Source organism: Rhodococcus sp. NPDC127593, assembly GCF_042671975.1.
Classification (GTDB): domain Bacteria; phylum Actinomycetota; class Actinomycetes; order Mycobacteriales; family Mycobacteriaceae; genus Rhodococcus_F.
This window is the reverse complement of record NZ_JBHXWI010000042.1, coordinates 21870-41796: the sequence shown is the minus strand read 5'-3', so window position 1 is coordinate 41796 and position 19927 is coordinate 21870. Positions and strand designations below refer to the sequence as shown.

At 66.0% G+C, this 19927-nt stretch carries 15 protein-coding genes; 3 read left to right on the top strand and 12 right to left on the bottom strand.

The genetic code is table 11. The features are described 5' to 3' along the window. Window positions 1–166: 166 nt before the first annotated feature. From ACFVJ3_RS32970 to pdhA, 9 genes are all read right to left on the bottom strand, one after another. On the bottom strand, window positions 167–1357 hold the full coding sequence (locus tag ACFVJ3_RS32970) for an epoxide hydrolase family protein (protein WP_378456060.1): 1191 nt from the start codon (window positions 1355–1357) through the stop codon (window positions 167–169). A 130-nt stretch (window positions 1358–1487) separates the two neighbouring features. Beyond that, complete coding sequence (locus tag ACFVJ3_RS32965) at window positions 1488–2129, bottom strand: VOC family protein (RefSeq protein ID WP_378456059.1); 642 nt, start codon at window positions 2127–2129, stop codon at window positions 1488–1490. 104 nt (window positions 2130–2233) lie between these two features. Next, the gene (locus ACFVJ3_RS32960) at window positions 2234–2530 is read right to left on the bottom strand and encodes a hypothetical protein (protein WP_378456058.1); all 297 of its coding nucleotides are present in this window, start codon (window positions 2528–2530) and stop codon (window positions 2234–2236) included. A gap of 210 nt (window positions 2531–2740) precedes the next feature. Beyond that, window positions 2741–6022 carry a protein kinase gene (locus ACFVJ3_RS32955; protein WP_378456057.1) on the bottom strand — a complete coding sequence of 1094 codons (3282 nt, stop codon included), beginning with the start codon at window positions 6020–6022 and terminating at the stop codon, window positions 2741–2743. 580 nt (window positions 6023–6602) lie between these two features. Further along, window positions 6603–7568, bottom strand: a complete 966-nt coding sequence (locus tag ACFVJ3_RS32950; protein ID WP_378456056.1) for a sugar phosphate isomerase/epimerase family protein — start codon at window positions 7566–7568, stop codon at window positions 6603–6605. Between the two features lie 91 nt (window positions 7569–7659). Continuing rightward, on the bottom strand, window positions 7660–9036 hold the full coding sequence (gene lpdA / locus ACFVJ3_RS32945; protein WP_378456055.1) for a dihydrolipoyl dehydrogenase: 1377 nt from the start codon (window positions 9034–9036) through the stop codon (window positions 7660–7662). Between the two features lie 63 nt (window positions 9037–9099). After that, window positions 9100–10377: a dihydrolipoamide acetyltransferase family protein gene (locus ACFVJ3_RS32940; RefSeq protein WP_378456054.1), complete on the bottom strand. Its 1278-nt coding sequence runs from the start codon at window positions 10375–10377 to the stop codon at window positions 9100–9102. A gap of 15 nt (window positions 10378–10392) precedes the next feature. After that, on the bottom strand, window positions 10393–11394 hold the full coding sequence (locus ACFVJ3_RS32935; RefSeq protein ID WP_378456053.1) for an alpha-ketoacid dehydrogenase subunit beta: 1002 nt from the start codon (window positions 11392–11394) through the stop codon (window positions 10393–10395). Beyond that, complete coding sequence (gene pdhA, locus ACFVJ3_RS32930) at window positions 11391–12476, bottom strand: pyruvate dehydrogenase (acetyl-transferring) E1 component subunit alpha (protein ID WP_378456052.1); 1086 nt, start codon at window positions 12474–12476, stop codon at window positions 11391–11393. Before pdhA ends, ACFVJ3_RS32935 begins: the two co-directional genes overlap by 4 nt. 169 nt (window positions 12477–12645) lie before the next feature. On the opposite strand from pdhA, the gene ACFVJ3_RS32925 reads away from it, so the two are divergent. Further along, complete coding sequence (locus ACFVJ3_RS32925; RefSeq protein ID WP_037242955.1) at window positions 12646–13119, top strand: Lrp/AsnC family transcriptional regulator; 474 nt, start codon at window positions 12646–12648, stop codon at window positions 13117–13119. Window positions 13120–13162: 43 nt separating this feature from the next. On the opposite strand, the gene ACFVJ3_RS32920 is transcribed toward ACFVJ3_RS32925, so the two are convergent. Next, a complete protein-coding gene (locus tag ACFVJ3_RS32920) occupies window positions 13163–14518 on the bottom strand; it encodes an MFS transporter (RefSeq protein ID WP_378456051.1) in 1356 nt (451 codons plus the stop codon). A 221-nt stretch (window positions 14519–14739) separates the two neighbouring features. Next, window positions 14740–16107 carry an FAD-binding oxidoreductase gene (locus tag ACFVJ3_RS32915; protein WP_378456050.1) on the bottom strand — a complete coding sequence of 456 codons (1368 nt, stop codon included), beginning with the start codon at window positions 16105–16107 and terminating at the stop codon, window positions 14740–14742. Window positions 16108–16212: 105 nt separating this feature from the next. On the opposite strand from ACFVJ3_RS32915, the gene ACFVJ3_RS32910 reads away from it, so the two are divergent. Further along, window positions 16213–18084: a helix-turn-helix domain-containing protein gene (locus tag ACFVJ3_RS32910; protein ID WP_378456049.1), complete on the top strand. Its 1872-nt coding sequence runs from the start codon at window positions 16213–16215 to the stop codon at window positions 18082–18084. 6 nt (window positions 18085–18090) lie between these two features. Here the strand turns inward: ACFVJ3_RS32910 and ACFVJ3_RS32905 are convergent, their stop codons facing one another. Further along, window positions 18091–18675, bottom strand: a complete 585-nt coding sequence (locus tag ACFVJ3_RS32905; protein ID WP_164064427.1) for a TetR/AcrR family transcriptional regulator — start codon at window positions 18673–18675, stop codon at window positions 18091–18093. Window positions 18676–18776: 101 nt separating this feature from the next. Here ACFVJ3_RS32905 and ACFVJ3_RS32900 point away from each other — a divergent pair, with 101 nt between their 5' ends. Further along, window positions 18777–19919, top strand: coding sequence for an acyl-CoA dehydrogenase family protein (locus ACFVJ3_RS32900; protein ID WP_378456048.1), 1143 nt, complete (start codon window positions 18777–18779; stop codon window positions 19917–19919). Window positions 19920–19927: the final 8 nt, after the last annotated feature.

Genomic DNA, 19927 nt, shown 5'->3' with positions numbered 1-19927 from the left:
AATTGTTTTTATTCGTTTGGGTTTGTCCCCGCCCCCCCTTGGGGGGGGGGGGGGGGCGCCCGCCCGGGGGGGGCCGGCGCGGGGGGGGCGCGGGGGGGGCGGGCGTCCCCCCCCCGGGCCCCCCGCGGCAGGACGTGGGCAGGTGCACACGTCCGACTACGGTCGGCTATCGAAGCGACCGCAAGCCCACGCGAATCTCTTCTGCCAGGAGCTGTGGCTGTTCCCAGGCCGCGAAGTGCCCGCCCTTGTCGAGCTTGTTGTAGTGGACGAGGTTGGGATACGCCTTCTCTGTCCAACTGCGCGGTGCCTGATAGAGCTCGTCGGGAAAGACGCTCACGGCAACCGGGATGGAGACGCCCCGGGTGGCGAGGAACGCCGGGGATGTGAGTTCCCAATAGAGGCGAGCTGCAGACACCGCGGTGTTCGTCAGCCAGAACAGCGTGATGTTGTCGAGGACGTCGTCTCGCGTCAGGCCTTCGGGCTGTCCGGCGAAGGCCCGGGAGATCAGCTCCAAACTCTTCGCGTCGTGGTCGAGCATGAACGTTGCCAGTCCGACGGGCGAGTCCGCCAATCCTGTCAGTGTCTGTGGGCGCGTCCCCATCTCCACGGCGTAGCCGATGTGCTGGTAGAAGAAGGCCAGCTGGTCGGAGGCGGCCTTTTCGTCGTCGGAGAGATCGGACGGCAGTGGGTTGCCGGTGCGGAGCGCCTGGTCGATCTCGGGTGGAACCACGCTAGCCATGTTGGTGTGAATGCCGAGCAGTTCCGGCGGCGCCTGTAGAGCCATCAGTTCCGTGACGATCGCACCCCAGTCTCCGCCGTGGGCCGCGTACTGCGTGTATCCGAGGCGCTTCATCAGCTCGATCCAGGCGCGTGCGATGCGATCGAGGCCCCAGCCGGTGCTGGTCGGTTTGCCCGAGAACCCGTAGCCGGGCCCCGACGGAATCACCAGATGGAAAGCGTCCGATGCGTCACCACCGTGAGCGGTGGGATCGGTCAGCGGTTCGATGATCTTCAGCTGCTCGATGATCGACCCGGGCCACCCGTGCGTGACGATGAGCGGCAACGCGTCCTCGTGCTTCGAGCGAATGTGAATGAAGTGAATGTCGAGCCCATCGATCTCTGTGATGAACTGCGGCAAAGCGTTCAGCTTCGCCTCGACCTTGCGCCAGTCATAATCTGACGCCCAGTACTGCGCGAGTGCCTGGCTCGTCGCGAGCGGCACGCCCTGCGACTGATCTGCGACGGTCTCCTTGTCGGGCCAGCGTGTGGCCGCGATGCGCTGGCGCAGCTCCTCGAGTTCGGTCTCAGGGAACTCGAATGTGAACGGCCGGATCGCAACTTCGGATGTGACAGACATGTGGGGTAGGTCCTTGCTGTGTTGATGGGTGGTCGAGAATCGCTCTTGAGTGGATTGGTGCCTCTGGCTCATCCGATCTGTTCACCTACGCGGTGAACAGATCAGACCAACCTCTGGGGTTGAGGGAGCGTTAGGTGGGCAGCTCTGTCCCGGCCTGTTCGGCGACCATGTAGGCGGCGTACCAGTCGGGCCAGTTCTCGTCGTACTGTCCGCCGTTGCGCTTCTCGTGTTCACCGTGGGCGATGGCCGCGCGGAAAAGCGCATTCATCAGGTCGCGGTGGGAACTGAATACTGTTGCGGCGGAGTCGATGCGACCGGGCAGCCGGGTGGTGACTTCCTGCAGCTTCCAGGTGTTGCCGTCGGGATCCTGGAAGGTGGCGTACGAGTTGTAGCTGGAATGGTCGGGGTCCGGTCCGGGGACCGGGCCGTTCGCGGTGTAGTGGAAGATGTCGCTGACATCGATTCCGGCGGCGATCAGCTGTCGGTGGGCGGCGCCGATGTCGGAGACGATCAGGAAGGCTGCGGCGGAGCCGGGTGCGGCGGTGGTCAGGCCGGTGCCGAAGTGGATCGAGGTGTCGGCGCCGGTCGGGGTGAACTGGACGACGCCGGAACCGGGCGGTGTGAAGTCGTGTCGCCAGCCGAGTTTCGTGTAGAACTCGGTGGCACGATCCATGTCGGAGACGGGGAGGACGAGCACCTCGAGTTTCATGTCGACGGTCGTGACCGTCGCGGTGGTGGTCGCCTCGGTGGTGCGGGTTTCGGTCATGCTCATGACTCCTTCTGGGGGATTTCTCTGGTGGGTGGTGACAGTGGGGTGAGGGATGGGGGAGTACTGACGTTCGGCGGCTCCCCTGGGGCGATCGACGGTGCGACTGCCTACATTGGGGTGCTGCTGCTGTCGCCGCCGCTGTGCCAGCCGGTGAGGATTCGGTCGCCGAAGGTGGTTTCGGCGCGGCGGTCCTGCCTTTGATCGCGTTGCCGGTCGTGCTGACGCTGCTGCTGCATGGTGTTGTCGTGGTCGCGGGGAATGTCATGGGCGGCGGCGGGGGTGGCGGCTGCGGCGCCGGCGGGGATGATGCCGAGTGCGGCGGTGGCGACTGCGGCCGTGGCGAACCGCTTCCAGGAGGAGATGCTGGTGTGTGAGTTGTTTCGGTGGAGGTGTGTGCTGTTCATGCCGATAAGACTCGCAATTGCGCGGCGCGTGGGACGGCGGTGATCTACGTGCTTCACTACCCGCATTTCCTACGCAGGTACTCCGAGGAAGAGAGCCGACCGGTCTGTTCGGAAGGGCACTGCGGCAGGCGGCATCAACCGATCAGAGATCGGACCGCCCCATGGGAATCAGGGCAGGGTGCCACTAGGCAGTGGGGGGCACTGCCCGAACTACGGCTTTCGGGAATCGATGCTCTCTTCGCGGGCGATCCAGGCGGCAAGCTGCGCGCGGGATCGATGCCCGGTCTTCGTGAGGATGCGGTCTACATGTCCTTCTGCGGTACGGGGCGAGATGACCAATCTTTCCGCGATCTCCTTGTTCGTGAGTCCCTCGGCCACCAGCTTTCCCACTTCCTTCTCGCGAGGGGTGAGTTTCACGTTCGCTGAGGGAGTGGCGGGCACCGCCGGCTTGGACGTGCGCTTTTGCAGCGCGAATTCGATCGACGCGAGGTGTTCGAGGCCTTCACCAGCCCGAGATTCCCTCTCGAACGCAGAGTCACCAAGCAGCTGCTGGGCGCGTTTCTCGTAACGAGTCCGTGTGCGGACCAACGTTTCGTTTCCGAAGAGTGGAGAGCTCCCCATCTCGCCGCACAGTGTGCGCCCGACACCGAGCAGGCGTGCGGATCGAACGGGGTTTCCTTCCTCGATCGCGATCCACGCCAGAATCTCGGTGCATGCACTCACGCCCAACCAGTCGCTCAGTGACTGCTTCAGTTCGATCGCTTCTTTCAACGAGTCCGATGCTTGTGCGTACTCGCGCTTGGTCCACAGGGTAAGTCCGCGCGCCCACAGCGCCCATGAAGTCGAGAAGCGCTCCCGCAGCGACTTGCCCAGGGCGATGGTTTCGTCCGCCGAGGCAAGTGATTGTTCCAAGTTTCCGGACAGGCAGTGCACGAAGGCCAGTTGCGCGCCGCCGAGGAGTGTCAGGGAATTGACTTCCCCTGACTCGGCGTGATGTGACATGCCCGCAGTGAGAAGCTCTAACGCTACTTCGAGATTTCCGTCAATCTCCTCCGCCGCGCCCCGGAACTGAAGCGCAAACGCCTGCGCGGTTCGATCACCGATCGAATCGGCGACAGCGCTGCATTCCAGCAAATAGCGCTTGGAGGTCGTGATATCGCCCTGAACCATCGCGTACCAACCGATCACCCAGAGCGCTTTCGCCCTCTCGCTGCTCGGCTGCCGGTCGGCCTCCAAGGCTCGGTTCAGCCAGTACCGCCCGTCGCGCAGCAGGCCACTGGCGTTCCAGAAGAACCACAGCGCACCCGCCATCCGGAGACCGGCTCGCGCCTCCCCAGGGGTGGACAGGCAGTACTCGAGCGCCGCCCGCAGATTCGCCCGCTCGTGCCGGAGACGACGGTTCCATTCCAGCTGACCTGATCCCTGGGACTGACCCTCGCTGCGTTCCGACAAACGCAGGAAATAGTCTCGATGACTCCGGTGCCACGTTTCCTCGTCGCCTTGCTCGGCAAGTTTCTCGGCCGCGTAGTCCTTGATGCTTTCCAATAGTTTGTATCGAACCGTGGATCCGGACTGAACGGTGGAAATGACCGATTTTTCAACGAGACTGGAGATTACGTCAAAGGCGTCCGGAACAATGTCCGGATCAGTGCACACCCTCTCGACCGCATCGAAATCGAAGCCGCCCGCGAATACCGACAGCCGCGCCCACAGGACTTGTTCCTCCGGCGCGCACAGATTGAAGCTCCAATCGATGGCGCCACGCAGCGTTTGATGCCGCACCGGTCCGCCACGGTTTCCCCGAGTCAACAGATCGAAAAGTGCGCCCTCCCGGGACAGGACGCGGTCGAGGGGAAGTGATCTGATCCGGACCGCGGCGAGTTCGATAGCCAGAGGGATGCCGTCCAGCCGCTGGCACAGACGGGCAACCCCCAGGCGGCTCTCGTCGTCGAGGGTGTATCCGGGGACGACAGATGCAGCGCGTTGCTCGAAAAGGTCGACCGCCTCGGAATGAAAGCTCGTGCCTTCTTGTCCCTCGGCGAGCTGAGCTTCATTCAGAACCGACATGGGAGGTACCTCGAACACGGTCTCCCCCAGCACGCCGAGAGGCTCCCGACTGGTTGCCAGGATCCGCACGCGGTCCGCCCGCCGAGCAATCTCGGCGGTGATTGTTCCGCACGCCTCGATCAAGTGCTCGCAGTTGTCCAAGACGATGAGTGCATGTCTTTCACCGAGGAATTCAAACAAGTAGTGAGTGCCATCCGCAGTCATTCCGTCTCGGATGTCGAGCGCCTCGGTAATTGCGCTGACGACAAGGTCTGGACTGGAGATCGCGGCGAGATCCACAAACCAGACGCCGTCGGTGTAGGTTCTGCGCACTTCCGCGGCGACGCGGCATGCCAGCCGTGTTTTACCCACCCCACCGAATCCGGTAAGCGTCACTATCCGAGAATCCGACAGACGCGCCTTGACAGCGGCTACTTCATTTCGGCGTCCGACGAAACTTGTCACTTCGCGAAAGAATTCGTGTGCATGGGAGACGAGTTGGTTAGCCGGCGCCATCACGTCCTCCTTTCGTTGCACGTCTTCCGGTTCGGTGTTCAGTGCCATCGCGTCGAGGGGGAAGCCATGGAGACGTTGAGATGCTCGGAGTTGCTGACCAAGTTCCGTGGCGGATGGGCGGCCCTCCGGGGCGCCGGCCATGGCACGTTCGATGATCGTGCTGACGTCCTCGGGAACACCGTGCTCCCGTGGGTCCGGACCAGGCTCGGCGGCGATCCTCAGGAACTGGGCCACCACCTGCTCCCCACTACGGCGTTCGAACGCAGCGTGACCGGTCATCACAGCGAACAACGTGGCCCCGAGCCCGTACACATCGGCAGCAGCACTCGGGGGTTCGCCGGTCACCACCTCAGGGGCGGTGAACGCCGGCGACCCCGTGACGACGCCGGCGGTGGTTTCGAATCCGCCGGCGATACGGGCGATGCCGAAATCCGTCAGTGCCGGCTCGCCGTAATCGGTGAGCAGGATGTTCCCGGGCTTGACGTCGCGGTGAAGGATTCCGAGGCGGTGGGCAGTCTCGAGGGCACCGGCCATCTTCACCCCGAGTCGCAGCGCTTCGTCCAGCGGAAGTGGCCCGTGGCGCCGGATCCGCGCGTCGAGGGAGTCCTGGGCGTGGTAAGGCATGACGATATACGGCCGACCGTTGTCGGTGACGCCGACGTGGAGGACATTGACGACGTTGGGGTGTCCGGTCAGCCTGCCCGCCGCGCGCTGCTCACGCACGAACCGTTCCCGGTTCTGCTCGTCGAGGTCTGTGGTGAGGACCTTGACCGCAACGGTGCGGTCGAGCGCCGCCTGGGTGCAGCGGTAGACGACGCCGAAACCGCCGCGGCCGATCTCTTGTGCGTCCTCGAATCCGGCGGCTGCCAGATCCGCCGTGACGGAACCCGACGCGTCGCGTTGCGTCGCGAAGGGATCGTTGTCGGTCATCGACTGGATCGATTCTGCCGATCCGAGCCACTGTCGAAGAAATGCACCACTGCCGGCCTCTCGCGGAGATACCCAAGGATATCGCCGACCGCCCCATCAGATGGCCGGCTTACGACCCAATCGGGGGCGGAGTTTTTCTCGGGATTCCCGGTCAGGGGGCGACGAAGCCTCCGACACCGGGGAGCACCGACTGCATCGCTCGGATGACGGATGATCTTCGCAGGTCAGACTGTCGCGGGCAGCGTCGACACTCGGGCGAAACTTTTCCTCCCCGAACCGAGTAGCCCCGCACATCGGCGGGTACCCGGCATCCACGCTGCCCCGGGCTCGACGGCCCCGAGTGGCAGCCAGGCCCCCTGACCGGTCCCCCTCGGCTGGGAGGCCGTCCGTCGCTCGTGGCCGGGGACGCCCCCCTCTTCCTCGGCCGCGGGCGGCTCCCCGTGCATTGCGCGCGGTGCGGTCAGGACGGGGCCACGATGTGCTTGCGAATGGGGCGAGCGCCTTCCGTAGCACGTGTAACGACTTCGTCGACAACGGAAGTGGAACATTCCGGCACTACCGGCGTATATGGTCCGAGCTGTCAGATTTTCGCCGGAGTCCAGTCGGGTGCCTCGACGAGGGCAACCTGCTTCAGGAGGGTCGCCGCCCGGCCGACGCCTTCGAGGGAATTGACGAGTGCGTCCTCGTGCTCGATGTTGAGAGTGCCGTCGTATCCGACCGCGCGAAGGTTGTAGACGAAATCCGCCCAGAACATGGCGCCGTCCGGGTGGCCGAGACCGAGGGTGACGTAGTTCCAGGCCCGCCCCAGCGGATCGGTCAGGGGCCCGGTGTCGAGGAGTCCGTCGCGCTGCGCTGTCCAGGAGTTGATGCGAATGTCCTTCGCGTGGACGTGGAAGATTGACGTTCCGAGAGCGCGAATGACGGTGGGGATGTCGGCGTCCATCCACATCAGGTGGGACGGGTCCAGGTTTGCCCCCACCACGTCGTCGCCCACGCTGTCGATCAGCCGGAGCATCGCCGAAGCGCTGTGCACGAGCTGGCCTCCGCACGGTTCGACAGCGAGCTTGACGTCGTGGTCGCGGGCGAATGCCGCGAGTTCCTTCCAGTAAGGAATTGCGACCTCGTTCCACTGATAGGCGAGAACATCGAGGTTCTCCGGCGGCCACGCCGTGGTGATCCAGTTCGGGTTGGTGTCACCTTTCGCGTCCGGCAGTCCGGACATGAGGACGACGGTCGGGACGTCGAGTGCGCTCGCGAGTTCGACGGTCTTCCGGATGACGGCGTCATGCGCCTTTCCCGTGACGGGATGCAGTTGGTTGCCGTTGGCATTCAGAGCGCTCAGTGTCAGACCCCGGGTGGAGATCTTCTCGGCGAACTCGGCGCGCGCGTCCGCGGACGAGACCAGTGTGTCGAGGTCGGCGTGCGGCGCTTCCGACCAGTTCCCCGTTGCGACCTCGACCGAGGTCAAGCCGTGTTCCTGCGCGAGGTCGAGAGCGGTCTCGAAGGGCAGATGGCTGACCGAGTCGGTGATCAGTCCTATTTGCATGCCAGCTCTCCCTCATATCGGCGCTCCCTACAACTAGTACGTTCTAGCCCTCTCCTTTGTCAAGACATTCTTATGTCTGCGCGCGGTTCGATCAGCTGTGACTGTGCAGTGGTGTTCCCGCGAGAGCGAGGTGCGCCTCGCCGAGCGCTTCGGCCTGGGTGGGGTGCGCGTGCACGAGTGTGGCGACTTCGTCGGGGTAGGCGCCCCAGTTGACGATCAGTTGCGCTTCGCCGATGAGTTCGCCCACGCGTTCTCCGACCATGTGGATACCGACGACCGGCCCCTCGGTGGCTCCGGCGCGCACGAGTTTGACGCCGCCGCTGGTTCCGAGGATCTGACTCTTTCCGTTGCCGGCGAGGTCGTAGACGACGGTGGCGACGTCTCCGTGCCGCTCGCGGGCCTGGTCTTCGGTGAGCCCGACCGACGCGACCTCGGGGTTGGAGTACGTCACCCGGGGGATGCTGCTGTCCTCGATCGGTGTGGGGCTCAGGCCGGCGATCGTTTCCGCGACGAAGATGCCCTGCTGGAATCCGCGATGCGCGAGCTGCGGTCCGGCGACGATGTCACCGACCGCGTACACGTCCGGCTGCGAGGTGCGCAGGGAGTCGTCGACGGTGACGAAACCGCGGGGGTCGAGTGCGACGCCGTTCTCGGCGAGTCCGATGTCGGCGGTCCGGGGTCCGCGGCCGACCGCGACGAGCAGCAGGTCCGCCTCGATCGTGTCGCCCGACTCCACGATGACGCTGACCGTGCTCTCGTCCTGGACCGCTTTCGCGAATCGGGTGCCGATCATGATCGTGATGCCGCGTTTGCGGAGGGCCCGGGTGAGTTGCTTCGAGGACCACTCGTCCTCGGCCGCGACGAGCCGGGGCAGCGCTTCGACGATCGTGACGGCCGCGCCGAACGATGCCCAGATACTGGCGAACTCGACGCCGATGACACCGCCGCCGAGCACGACGACACGCTTCGGAAGCTCCGGAAACGTCAGGGCTTCGTCGCTCGTGAGGATTCGGCCGCCGATCTCGAGTCCGGGCAGGCTCCGGATCTGCGAGCCGGTCGCCAGGACCAGGGACGTACCGGTGATCGTGCGGTCGCCGACGTAGACGGTGCGGCCTCCACCGTAGCGGCCGGTGCCGTGCACCACCTCGATCTTGTGGCTGCGAACCAGCCCCTGCAGACCCTTGTACAGGCGTTCGACTGTCGCGTTCTTGTACGCGTGGACACCGCCGAGGTCGATTCCGTCCAGCGTCGCACCGATCCCGAGGGCCGACGCGTGCGTGACGGTGTCGGCGACCTCCGCGGCGTGCACGAGCGCCTTGGTGGGGATGCACCCTCGGTGCAGGCAGGTGCCGCCGACCTTGTCCTCTTCGATCAGGGTGACGGTCTTGCCCAGTTGCGCGGCGCGGAAGGCGCAGGCGTACCCGCCGGATCCACCGCCGAGAATCAGGACGTCCGGTTGGTCAGACATGGGGAATCTCCCTCGGTCGGGCACGCCATGGGACGCGCAGGAAAGGTCGAAGTGAACAGGGTTTCAGCTCAGTGCGATCAACGTCATCGGGTCGGCCAGGATCTGACCGATGGCCGCAAGGAATTTCGATCCCTGCTCGCCGTCGACCAGTCGATGGTCGAACGACAGGCTCAGTGTGGTGACCGACCGCAACGCGATCTCTCCCTGGTATTCCCACGGCTGCCTGCGGATCGCCCCGAAGCACAGGATCGCCGCCTCGCCGGGGTTGAGGATGGGCGTGCCCGCGTCGACACCGAAGACACCGACATTGGTGATCGTGATCGTGCCGTCGGCCAGATCGGCGGGTCCGGTCTTGCCCTCCTTCGCCGTGGTCGTCAGATCCGACAGGGCGATCGCGAGGTCGCGCAGACCGAGGGTGTGCGCGTTCTTGATGTTCGGCACCATCAGCCCGCGCGGAGTGGCGGCCGCGATGCCGAGGTTCACGGAGCGTTTGAGAACAATCTCCTGAGCGTCCTCGTCCCAGGACGAATTCAGGGTCGGGTTGGTGCGCAGCGCCACGAGCAATGCCTTGGCCACCAACGTCAGTGGTGTCAGGCGCACGTCGGTGAAGTGCTTCGTGTCGCGCAGCTGAGCCAGGAGGTCGATCGTAGGGGTGACGTCCACCGTGACGAACTCGGTGACGTGCGGGGCGGTGAAGGCGCTGCGGACCATCGCTGCGGCAGTGTGCTTGCGGACGCCCTTGATCGGGATCCGTTCCTCGTCGGCATCCGGCGGGACCGTCGCCGCCGACGTCGCCACCGGGGTGGCGGTGCGGTGGCGCTCGAGGTCGTCCCTGGTGACTTCACCGTGCGCCCCGGTCGCGTCCACCTCGGTGAGGTCGACTCCGTGTTGCTTCGCGGCGAACCGCACCGGGGGAGACGCCAGCGGCCGCGACGGGCCCGGCGCCGCGGTGACGTCGACCCGGGTTCCCGCCGACGGGCGCCGCTGCCGGCGCCGGCTGGACGAGTCCTCGGCCACGCCGTAGCCGACCAGGACCGGGGTCCGCTCGGCCGGGGCTGCGGGAGCGGTCGACTCGGGCGCGTCCGCCGGGTCCTCGCCGGCGACCGCCACGTCGATGAACGGGCTTCCGACGTCGACGGTCGTCCCCTCCTCGGCGTGCAATCCGACTACCGTTCCGGCGTAGGGCGAGGGCAACTCCACGGAGGCCTTCGCCGTCTCGACCTCGGCGATGATCTGGTTGAGCGTCACGGTGTCACCGACCTCGACCAGCCAGGTCAGCAGTTCGGCGTCGGTGAGGCCCTCGCCGAGGTCGGGCAGCACGAATGTCTTGACAGTGGGCATGGAGAACTCCTGGTCCTACGCGGTGAAGGTGCGGTCGACTGCGTCGAGGATGCGGTCGACGTCCGGCAGGAAGTGCTCTTCGAGTTTCGCCGGCGGATACGGGACGGTGAAGCCGCCGACGCGGGCCACCGGTGCTTCGAGGTGATAGAAGCAGCGCTCGCTGATGCGGGCAGCGATTTCGGCACCGATCCCGAGGAACACGGGCGCCTCGTGGGTGACCACCAGGCGTCCGGTGCGCTGCACGGACGCGGCGACAGTGTCGACGTCGAGCGGGGAGATGGACCGCAGGTCGATCACTTCGATCGACCTGCCCTCGCCCGCCGCGACTTTCGCGGCTTGGAGTGCAGTCGTCACGAGCGGCCCGTAGGCGACGACGGTGGCGTCGGTGCCCGGTGCGACCACCCGGGCCTTGTGCAGCGGGCTCGTCTCGGCCGCCCGGTCGATCTGCCCCTTTTCCCAGTAGCGGCGCTTGGGTTCGAAGAACAGCACCGGATCGTCCGACGCGATGGCCTGCTGAATCATCGTGTGCGCGTCGGCGGCCGTGCTGCAGGTCACCACCCGAAGGCCCGCGGTCGCGGCGAAGTAGCCCTCCGGCGATTCGGAGTGATGCTCGATCGCGCCGATACCGCCGCCGTACGGGACGCGGATGGTGATCGGCATCTTCACGTTGCCGCTGGTGCGGTAGTGCAGTTTGGCGACCTGCGAGACGATCTGGTCGAAGCCGGGGTAGATGAACCCGTCGAACTGGATCTCGCACACCGGCCGGTATCCGCGCATCGCGAGACCGACTGCGGTGCCGATGATCCCGGATTCGGCGAGCGGGGTGTCGATGACGCGGTTGGGACCGAAGTCCTTCTGCAGTCCGTCGGTGATGCGGAAGACGCCGCCGAGTTTGCCGATGTCCTCTCCCATGAGCACGACCTTCGGGTCGTTCTCGAGCGCGCGGCGCAGGCCGGCGTTGAGCGCCTTGCCGAGTGGAAGCGTGGTCGGGGCGGTCGCGGAGATGGCTGTGCTCATGCGTCGGTTCCTTCGAAACTGTCGAGGTAAGCGGCGAACTGGCGCCGCTCTTCGTCGACGAGGGGATGGGGTTCGGCGTACACGTTGTCGAACAGGGACATCGGCTCGGGTTCGACGGTCTCGAGGCATCCGCGACGCAACGCCGCGGCGGTGTCGTCGGCGCGCTGCTGCACGGCGGCGAGGTAGTCGTCGTCGATCGCGCCGGCCGACTCGAGGAGGGCGCGGATGCGGTCGAGGGGGTCCTTGCGCTTCCATTCCTCGTCGAGCGCGGCCGGCCGGTACCGGGACGGGTCGTCGGACGTGGTGTGCGGACCCATCCGGTAGGTGACCGCCTCGATCAGGGTCGGTCCGCTGCCCTCCCGAGCCCGTTCGAGCGCGGCCCGGGTCACGGCGATCACGGCAAGGACGTCGTTGCCGTCGACGCGCACGCCGGGAACACCGAAGCCCCGGCCCCGCGCGGCGATACTCACCCGCGATTGCAAGCTGACCGGTTCGGAGATCGCCCACTGGTTGTTCTGGCAGAAGAACACCACCGGTGCGTTGAAGCTCGCGGCGAATCCGAAGGCCTCGGAGATATCGCCCTGGCTGGTGGCCCCGTCACCGAAATAGGTGATCGCGGCGCCGTCGGAGCCGTCGAACTGCATGCCCATCGCATACCCGGTGGCGTGCAACGCCTGCGCGCCGACGATGATCGCGGGGGTCGTCATGTTGTATTCGAACGGGTTCCAGCCCGAGTGCGTCGACCCTCGCCAGAACCTGAGCATGTGGGTGGGATCGACGTCGCGGCAGTACGCCACGCCGTGTTCGCGGTAGCTGGCGAAGACGAAGTCGTCCGGACCGAGCGCGCGCGCCGACCCCACCTGCGCCGCTTCCTGCCCCAGCAGCGGAGCCCACAGGCCCAGTTCGCCCTGACGCTGCAGCGCAGTCGCCTCCGCGTCGATGCGCCGCACCACGACCAGGTCTTCGTAGAGCGCGCGCACCGACGTGATGTCGACATCGTCGACGTACCGGGAATAGTCCGGATGATCCACTCGCGCACCGGTTTCGGTGACCAGTTGCACCACATCGTCATTGTCGAACACGAAAACCTCCGAAAGTGATGTAACGGGAGAGCTCGCCGCCCGCGAGAAACCGTTTCGGTCAGAATGTTGCATTCACACAATCATCAGGATCCATCATGCGCAAGTGTTGTCGCTCAAGATAAGCAGAATGCTCAAATGTTAAGCATTGAACTCTGGCATACTGCGCTACATGACGAAACTCGATCGGACCGACGCCCGGCTGCTACTCGCCCTGTGCGACGCCCCTCGTGCCACTGGGGTGCAATTGGCCTCCTTGCTGGGCATGGCACGTAATACGGTGCAAGCAAGGATGTCTCGCTGGGAGGAGCAACGAGTGCTCGCACCCGTCGACCGCTGCGTGTCACCCCGCGATCTGGGGTACCCCTTGCAGGCGTTCGTCACCGCGGTGGTCGACCAGCATCGCCTCGAGAACGTCATCGAGCACCTGCGGGACATCGCCGAGGTCGTGGAGGTCGTCGGCATATCCGGGGCGGCGGACCTGCATATCGGCGTGGTCGCCGTCGATGCCGACGATCTGTACCGCGTCGCCGGTCTCATCCTCGCCGTGCCCGGGATCGAGCGCACCACGGTGTCCGTGGCGATGCGCGACGCCATCCCCTACCGAACCCGCCCGCTACTGGAGCGGATCGCCGAGGAGCAATGACCGAGGCGCTGCCGTCGACCGCCCGGCAGCGCCCGTTCCCGGATCAGTGAGATGCGGTGACGACTTCCGCGCCGACGTCTTCGGAACTGCGAGTGGGACTTACCCGCGATCGGAGCACGAGAACCAGCAGTACGGCAACCAGCATGACCGCCCCGACGACCCACAGGCCCGCGCGTGAGTTCCCGGTGGCGTCGAACAGCCAACCCGTGACGTACGGGGCCCCGAAACCGCTCATATTGCCCACCGAGTTGACGACGGCGATGCCTGCGGCGGCGCCCGCGCCGGTCAGGAATGTGCTGGGCAGGTACCAGAACACCGGCAGCGCGCAGAACACACCGACCGCGTTTACGGTTACCGCGATCATCGTCGTGAGCGGCGACTGCATGTACAGGGCGACCGGAATGGAGACGGCGCCGATCAGGGTGGGGATGGCGACGTGCCAGATCCGTTCACCGGTCCGGTCGGAGTGCCTGCTCCACAACACCATTGCGACAGCACCGACCGCGAACGGGACCGCGACGATCAACCCGGTGGTGAACAGCGAGAAGTCGGTGTCGAACGTCTTCTTGAAACCGGCGACGATGCTGGGCAGGAAGAAGCTGAGCGAGTACAAGCCGTAGGTGATCCCGAAGTAGACGAGCCCCAGCATCCAGACGCGGGAATCTGTCAGTGCCCGGCGTACCGATCCGCTGATATGAGAACCGGATTCGGACGCCTCGGACTCGAGTTCACCAGTGAGCCACACCTTTTCGTCCTCGTCCAGCCACTTGGCTTGCGAGGGCCGGTCCGTCAGGTAGAACCAGGTGACCACCGCGAGCACGACGGCGGGAATCCCCTCGAGCAGGAACATGACACGCCACCCGGACAGTCCGAACAGCCCGTCCCAGTATTGAATGATGGCGCTCGACAACGGGGCTCCGAGCGCCGACGACACCGGGAGCGCGAGGAGGAACAGGCCCATCAGCCGGACCCGATAGGCGCGCGGAAACCACAGGGTCAGGTAGAGCAGAACGCCCGGGAAGAATCCTGCCTCGGCGATACCCAGCAGCATGCGCAGCGTGTACAGCGAGCCGACGTTGGGTACGAAGGCCATGGCCGCCGCGATGATTCCCCACGTGAGCATGATCCGGGCGATCCACCGGCGTGCCCCGAACTTGTGCAGCGCGAGATTGCTCGGCACCTCGAACAGGAGGTATCCGATGAAGAAGAGGCCGGAGGCCAGACCGAACATGGTCTCGGTGAGTCCGAGTTCCTCGCTCATGGTCAGTTTCGCCAACCCGATATTGGTGCGGTCGAGATAGTTGACGAAGTAGGCCAGGCCGAGGAACGGAATGAGCCGCCGAGCGACCTTCCGGACCACCCTCGCCTCGATCTCGGGTTTCTGCAGTACAGACGGCATGAATGTCTCGACTTCCTGAGGATTGGTCGCCCGACGGGGCGACGTGATGTGGACCACTGTATGAGCCGGATCGCTTCGAAACTATGGAGAAATCACCCATGTGGCGAGTGGATGAATGGAGAGAATCGGCCTCGGCCGCGGCCGCCGTGAGCAGGCCGGACCGCCGCGTGTCACGGCTCGAGTGCAGGCCGTGCGCGTCCGGGTTTCGCGCGAAAAGCGGGTTACGAGAAGATCTTCCCGGGGTTCATGATGCCGTGTGGGTCGAGGGCGTTCTTCACCGATCGATGCATGCACAGCACGACCGGATCGAGTTCCTGGGCAAGGCCGTCCATCTTCAGTAGACCGACGCCGTGTTCGCCGGTGACGGTGCCGCCGAGTTCCAATGCCGCGTCGATGATGTCCGCGAAGGCGGCCTGCGCGCGGGCGCGGGCCGCCTGGTCGTCGCGGGGTGTGATGAGCAGCGGGTGCAGGTTTCCGTCGCCGGCGTGTGCGATATTGGCGATGGTGGTCTCGTGGGCGATGCCGATCTGTTCGATGCGCGCAAGCATCTCGGGGACAGCCCGTTTCGGGACGCACACGTCTTCGGTGAGGACGGGTCCGAGTCGCTCCATCGCGGGGTAGGCCAGACGACGCGCAGCGAACAACGCGTCCGCCTCCTCCTGGTCGGTGGAGACGGCAGACCACGTGGCTCCGGCTTCGTCGAAGCACGACAGCATCTTTTCCGCTTCCTGGTCGCCGACGACTCCCGCGGTGTCGATGCGGCCCAGGAGCACGACGTTCGCCTCCACCGACAGTCCCATCTTCTTCCACGCGTCGACGGCGATGAGGCACTGCTTGTCCACCAGTTCGAGCGCCGACGGGGTGAGCCCGGCCGCGGCCACCGCGCTGACGGCGCGTCCCGCGTCGACTATGGAGTCGAAGTAGCCGGCCACCGTGCGCTGCGGGTCCTGGAGTGGTCGCAACTTGACGGTGATTTCGGTGATGACGCCGAGCGTTCCCTCGGAGCCGACCATGAGGCCCGCCAGATCGTAACCGGCCACACCCTTGGCGGTCTTGCGTCCGAGGCGCACGAGGTCACCGGTGCCGGTGACGATCTGCATGCCGAGCACGTAGTCGCGGGTGACGCCGTACTTGACGCAGCACAGGCCGCCGGCGTTGGTGGCAACGTTCCCTCCGATCGTCGACCACGGCGAACTGGCCGGATCCGGCGGATACCAGAGTCCGTGTTCGGCGCACGCGGCGCGGAGATGATCGTTCACCACACCGGGCTCGACGACGGCGTACCGCTCGAGCGGATCGATTTCCTTGATCGCGTTCATGCCCTCGAGCGCGAGGACGACGCAGCCGTCGGTCGCGTTCGCTCCGCCGGACAGGCCGGTCCCGGCGCCCCGCGTGACGACGGCGGTGTCGTGGTCGAGGCAGGCGCGCACGACAGCCTGGACTTCGAGGGCCGTTCGGGGCCTGACGACAGCGATCGGGGCGGCGTACGGCGCCCACTCTGCCTCATCGTGCTGGTACTTCGCGACGACGTCGAGGTCGCGCACGACGCGATCCGCGGGAAGGGATGCCAACAGTGCATCGTTCAACATGGCGAAAACCAGTCCTTTGCGGGCGAGAAGGTGATGCCTCGAACATAGCTGTGATCTGGATCTCGGCCAATGTAGATTTCATCTATCAAATCCAGGGATCCATGGATGGAGGCACCAGTGAGTACTGCCGATCGCGGCTGGATGGAACTGCTGCTCGACGACGCACCCATCGACGAACTCGATGCCCTCCGTCGCACGTTGATCGAGGAATCCGACGCGTCCGACAGGGCCGCGGTCGAACGCGAAGCCAACGCCGCGCTCCGGCTCCGGGCGCAGCTCGACCAACGCCAACAGCGCAGTAGGGAGTTGGCGGCGCTCAACGACATCGCCGTCCGGTTGACGACGGTCCGCTACGGCCGGGCGTTGCTGCAGGAAGTGGTCGATCAGGCCCGGCAACTACTCGGTGTGGATCTCGCCTACATGGGATCGGTCTACGACGAGGAATTCGTCATCGAGGTCACCAGCGGGGCCTTGACCCCGAATCTCGTCGGCATCCGGTTGTCCCTGGACGAAGGGCTCGTGGGCCTGATCGTCCGCAGGTCCGCGCCGGAGTGGACGCCCGACTACCAGAGCGAACCGGCGTTCCGGCACATCACCGGAGCCGACAGCGCAGCGCGGTCGGAGAACATGCGCGGCCTGCTCGGGGTGCCCCTGCGCGTCGCCGATCGCGTCATCGGCGCACTGTTCGCGTGCAAGCGTCAGGAGCGGGCCTTCACCGAATCCGAGATCGCGCTGCTGTCGGCGCTGGCAGCCCATGCGGCGATCGCGATCGAGAACGTTCGCTCGTTGGACCGTGAGCGAGACACCGTTGCACGGCTCGAATCGGTGAACGCCGAATTGTCTCAGCGCACAATCGAGCTCGAACAGATACTGCAATGGGATCGAACCCTGACTCAGGTGGTGCTGCTCGGGGCGGGAGTGCAGCGTCTGGTGCAGGAGGTCGCTCAGTTGTCCCGGCAACCGGCCTATTTCGTGCAGGACGAATCCGCGTTACCCGTAGAACTGATGCCGCACGCCGACGAAGTGTCGGCGGCGGTCCGCGAGCTGCGAACCGGGAAGAAGGACCACACCGAACGCGGCGAGGTGATCGCACAGCGCGTCGCGGCGGCCGGCGAAATGCTCGGCGCGCTGCTGTCCGTGGGAGCCGGGCAGCCGACCACTCGTCTCCTGCTCGAACGCGCGGCGCCCGCGATCGCGCTGTCGCTCGCCGAGGAACGTGCCGCGGGGGAGGCGACACGTCGCGCACGGGATGCTTTTCTCGTCGACCTGCTGACCCATCCCGCCGCCACCGCACAGGACGAGCGCCGCCAACTGCGGTTGGCCGGGCTGAACCCCGACACCACGTACTGCGTCGCCGTAGCGATCGCCACGGGCCAGGACACGTCGGCCCGTACCGCTCTCGGGACATTGCCCTTCCCATCGGGAACCGTTGCAGCGGAACATGGTTCCCGAGCGCTGGCGGTCGTGCCCGCCAAGGATTCCGCCTCCGTCCAGGCGGTGTTCACCGCCGGACGGCTCGACGCGACGATCGGTATCGCGGAACCCGCGCGTGGTGCGAAAGCACTCGCGCACGCCTACGTCGAAGCCCAGCAGACCGTCGACGTGCTCGACACACTGGGACGCGCGGGGGAGGTCTCGTCCGCGCGCGGGCTGGGCATCTACCGGATCCTGCTGAGCCACCTGGCGCGCGAGCACCTCGACGAACTGACCGAGGCGCAACTGGGGCCGCTGATGGCGGAGCAGGCCAAACGGGGAGTGCCACTACTGGAGACGCTGTCGGAGTATCTGGCTCACGGCCGCCACCATTCGGCGACCGCGTCGAGTCTCGGCGTGCACGTCAACACCCTCTATCAGCGTCTCGACGCGCTCGATCGCCTCCTCGGCCCGGACTGGCGAGACCCCGACAAGGCTCTCGATCTGCAGGTGCTGATGCGGTTGCGCAGAACCGCGGAACTACTCGGCACCCAAGCAAGGTGACACGGGTCAGGCGCTGATGCCGCCCGTGAGGATGGCGGCGAGTTCGGCGTAGGCGTGCGCGTCGTCGAGTCCGGTGCTGTCGCGGACCCCGCGCTGCTGGATGCGAACCATCATGGTGGCGGCAAGGTCGGCGGCGAAGGCGGCATGCACGTCGCGGAAGTCCCCGCCGGCGACGCCTTCGGTGATCAGCTCCTGGACTCGACCGGCCGCGAACTGCGTGTTCCGTTCGTACACCTCCCGCGCCGGCGGGAAGGCGTCGAGGTCGGCCATGAACTGGTCGGATGCGGCCGAGAGGGCGGTGCCCACAGCCGACAGGTAGGCGGTGATCCGCTCGCGGGCCCCGGTGATCGGCTCGATGTGCGACTCAACGTCCTCGGTCGCGCGGCGGAAGAAGTGCACCGTGGCGGCCCGGACCAGCTGCTCTTTGCTGCCGGCGAGGGTGTACAGCGTCGACTTCGAACAGCGCAGCCGGTTCGCGATCTCGTCGAGCGTCAGGTGGGCGAACCCCTCGACCAGGATGAGGTCGACGAGGGCGTCGAAGAGCTGGGTGCGCCGTCGGGTGGCGAAACCGGGTCGGGTGGGCTGCTCCATGACAGAAATAGTACTGGGCGATGCCTTGCAGTACTATTTCGCAATCAGTACCCTGGGGCGTAATCCAGTACTGTTTTCCGTAGCCTTCTCGAGGAGAAACCGTGGCCGTCGATCGCTTGCTGCCTACTGACGAAGCCCGTGACCTGATCCAGCTCACGCGTGACGTCGCCGACAAGGTCCTGACGCCGATCGTCGACGAGCACGAGAAGGCGGAAACCTACCCCGAAGGGGTGTTCGCCACCCTCGGCGAGGCCGGACTGCTGAGCCTGCCGTACCCGGAGGAGTGGGGCGGCGGCGCACAGCCCTACGAGGTGTACCTGCAGGTGCTCGAGGAGATCGCCGCCCGCTGGGCCGCGGTCGCGGTGGCGGTCAGCGTCCACAGCCTCGCCTGCCACCCGCTGATGGCGTTCGGCACCGACGAGCAGAAGCAGCGGTGGCTTCCGGAGATGCTCGGCGGCAACACCATCGGCGCCTACAGCCTGTCCGAGCCGCAGGCCGGATCCGACGCCGCCGCACTGACCTGCAAGGCCTCCGCGACCGATGGCGGGTACGTCGTCAACGGCGCGAAGGCGTGGATCACCCACGGCGGCATCGCCGATTTCTACAACCTCTTCGCCCGCACCGGTGAGGGATCGAAGGGAATCTCCTGCTTCCTGGTCCCGAAGGACACCGAGGGCCTGACGTTCGGCAAGCCCGAGGAGAAGATGGGCCTGCACGCCGTGCCGACGACGTCCGCGCACTACGACGACGCCTTCGTGCCCGTGGAACGACGCATCGGCGCGGAGGGTCAGGGTCTGCAGATCGCATTCAGCGCACTTGATTCCGGACGCCTGGGCATCGCCGCGGTCGCTGTCGGACTCGCGCAGGCCGCCCTCGACGAGGCCGTCGCCTACGCCCAGGAACGGTCCGCGTTCGGGAAGAAGATCATCGACCATCAGGGGCTCGGCTTCCTGCTCGCCGACATGGCCGCCGCCGTCGACTCCGCGCGCGCCACCTACATCGACGCGGCCCGCCGCCGCGACGCCGGCCTGCCGTACTCCCGCAACGCGTCCGTCGCCAAGCTCGTCGCCACCGACGCCGCGATGAAGGTCACCACCGACGCCGTCCAGGTTCTCGGCGGCTACGGCTACACCCGCGACTTCCGCGTCGAGCGGTACATGCGGGAAGCGAAGATCACGCAGATCTTCGAGGGCACCAACCAGATTCAGCGCCTGGTCATCAGCCGCACCCTCGCCGCGAACTGACGCACCCC

What these genes read in the sequence shown, in the direction of transcription:
- ACFVJ3_RS32970 (WP_378456060.1), bottom strand. Translation starts at nt 1,357, where the DNA reads ATGTCTGTCACATCCGAAGTTGCGATCCGGCCGTTCACATTCGAGTTC.
- ACFVJ3_RS32965 (WP_378456059.1), bottom strand. Translation starts at nt 2,129, where the DNA reads ATGAGCATGACCGAAACCCGCACCACCGAGGCGACCACCACCGCGACG.
- ACFVJ3_RS32960 (WP_378456058.1), bottom strand. Translation starts at nt 2,530, where the DNA reads ATGAACAGCACACACCTCCACCGAAACAACTCACACACCAGCATCTCC.
- ACFVJ3_RS32955 (WP_378456057.1), bottom strand. Translation starts at nt 6,022, where the DNA reads ATGACCGACAACGATCCCTTCGCGACGCAACGCGACGCGTCGGGTTCC.
- ACFVJ3_RS32950 (WP_378456056.1), bottom strand. Translation starts at nt 7,568, where the DNA reads ATGCAAATAGGACTGATCACCGACTCGGTCAGCCATCTGCCCTTCGAG.
- lpdA (WP_378456055.1), bottom strand. Translation starts at nt 9,036, where the DNA reads ATGTCTGACCAACCGGACGTCCTGATTCTCGGCGGTGGATCCGGCGGG.
- ACFVJ3_RS32940 (WP_378456054.1), bottom strand. Translation starts at nt 10,377, where the DNA reads ATGCCCACTGTCAAGACATTCGTGCTGCCCGACCTCGGCGAGGGCCTC.
- ACFVJ3_RS32935 (WP_378456053.1), bottom strand. Translation starts at nt 11,394, where the DNA reads ATGAGCACAGCCATCTCCGCGACCGCCCCGACCACGCTTCCACTCGGC.
- ACFVJ3_RS32925 (WP_037242955.1), top strand. Translation starts at nt 12,646, where the DNA reads ATGACGAAACTCGATCGGACCGACGCCCGGCTGCTACTCGCCCTGTGC.
- ACFVJ3_RS32920 (WP_378456051.1), bottom strand. Translation starts at nt 14,518, where the DNA reads ATGCCGTCTGTACTGCAGAAACCCGAGATCGAGGCGAGGGTGGTCCGG.
- ACFVJ3_RS32915 (WP_378456050.1), bottom strand. Translation starts at nt 16,107, where the DNA reads ATGTTGAACGATGCACTGTTGGCATCCCTTCCCGCGGATCGCGTCGTG.
- ACFVJ3_RS32910 (WP_378456049.1), top strand. Translation starts at nt 16,213, where the DNA reads ATGGAGGCACCAGTGAGTACTGCCGATCGCGGCTGGATGGAACTGCTG.
- ACFVJ3_RS32905 (WP_164064427.1), bottom strand. Translation starts at nt 18,675, where the DNA reads ATGGAGCAGCCCACCCGACCCGGTTTCGCCACCCGACGGCGCACCCAG.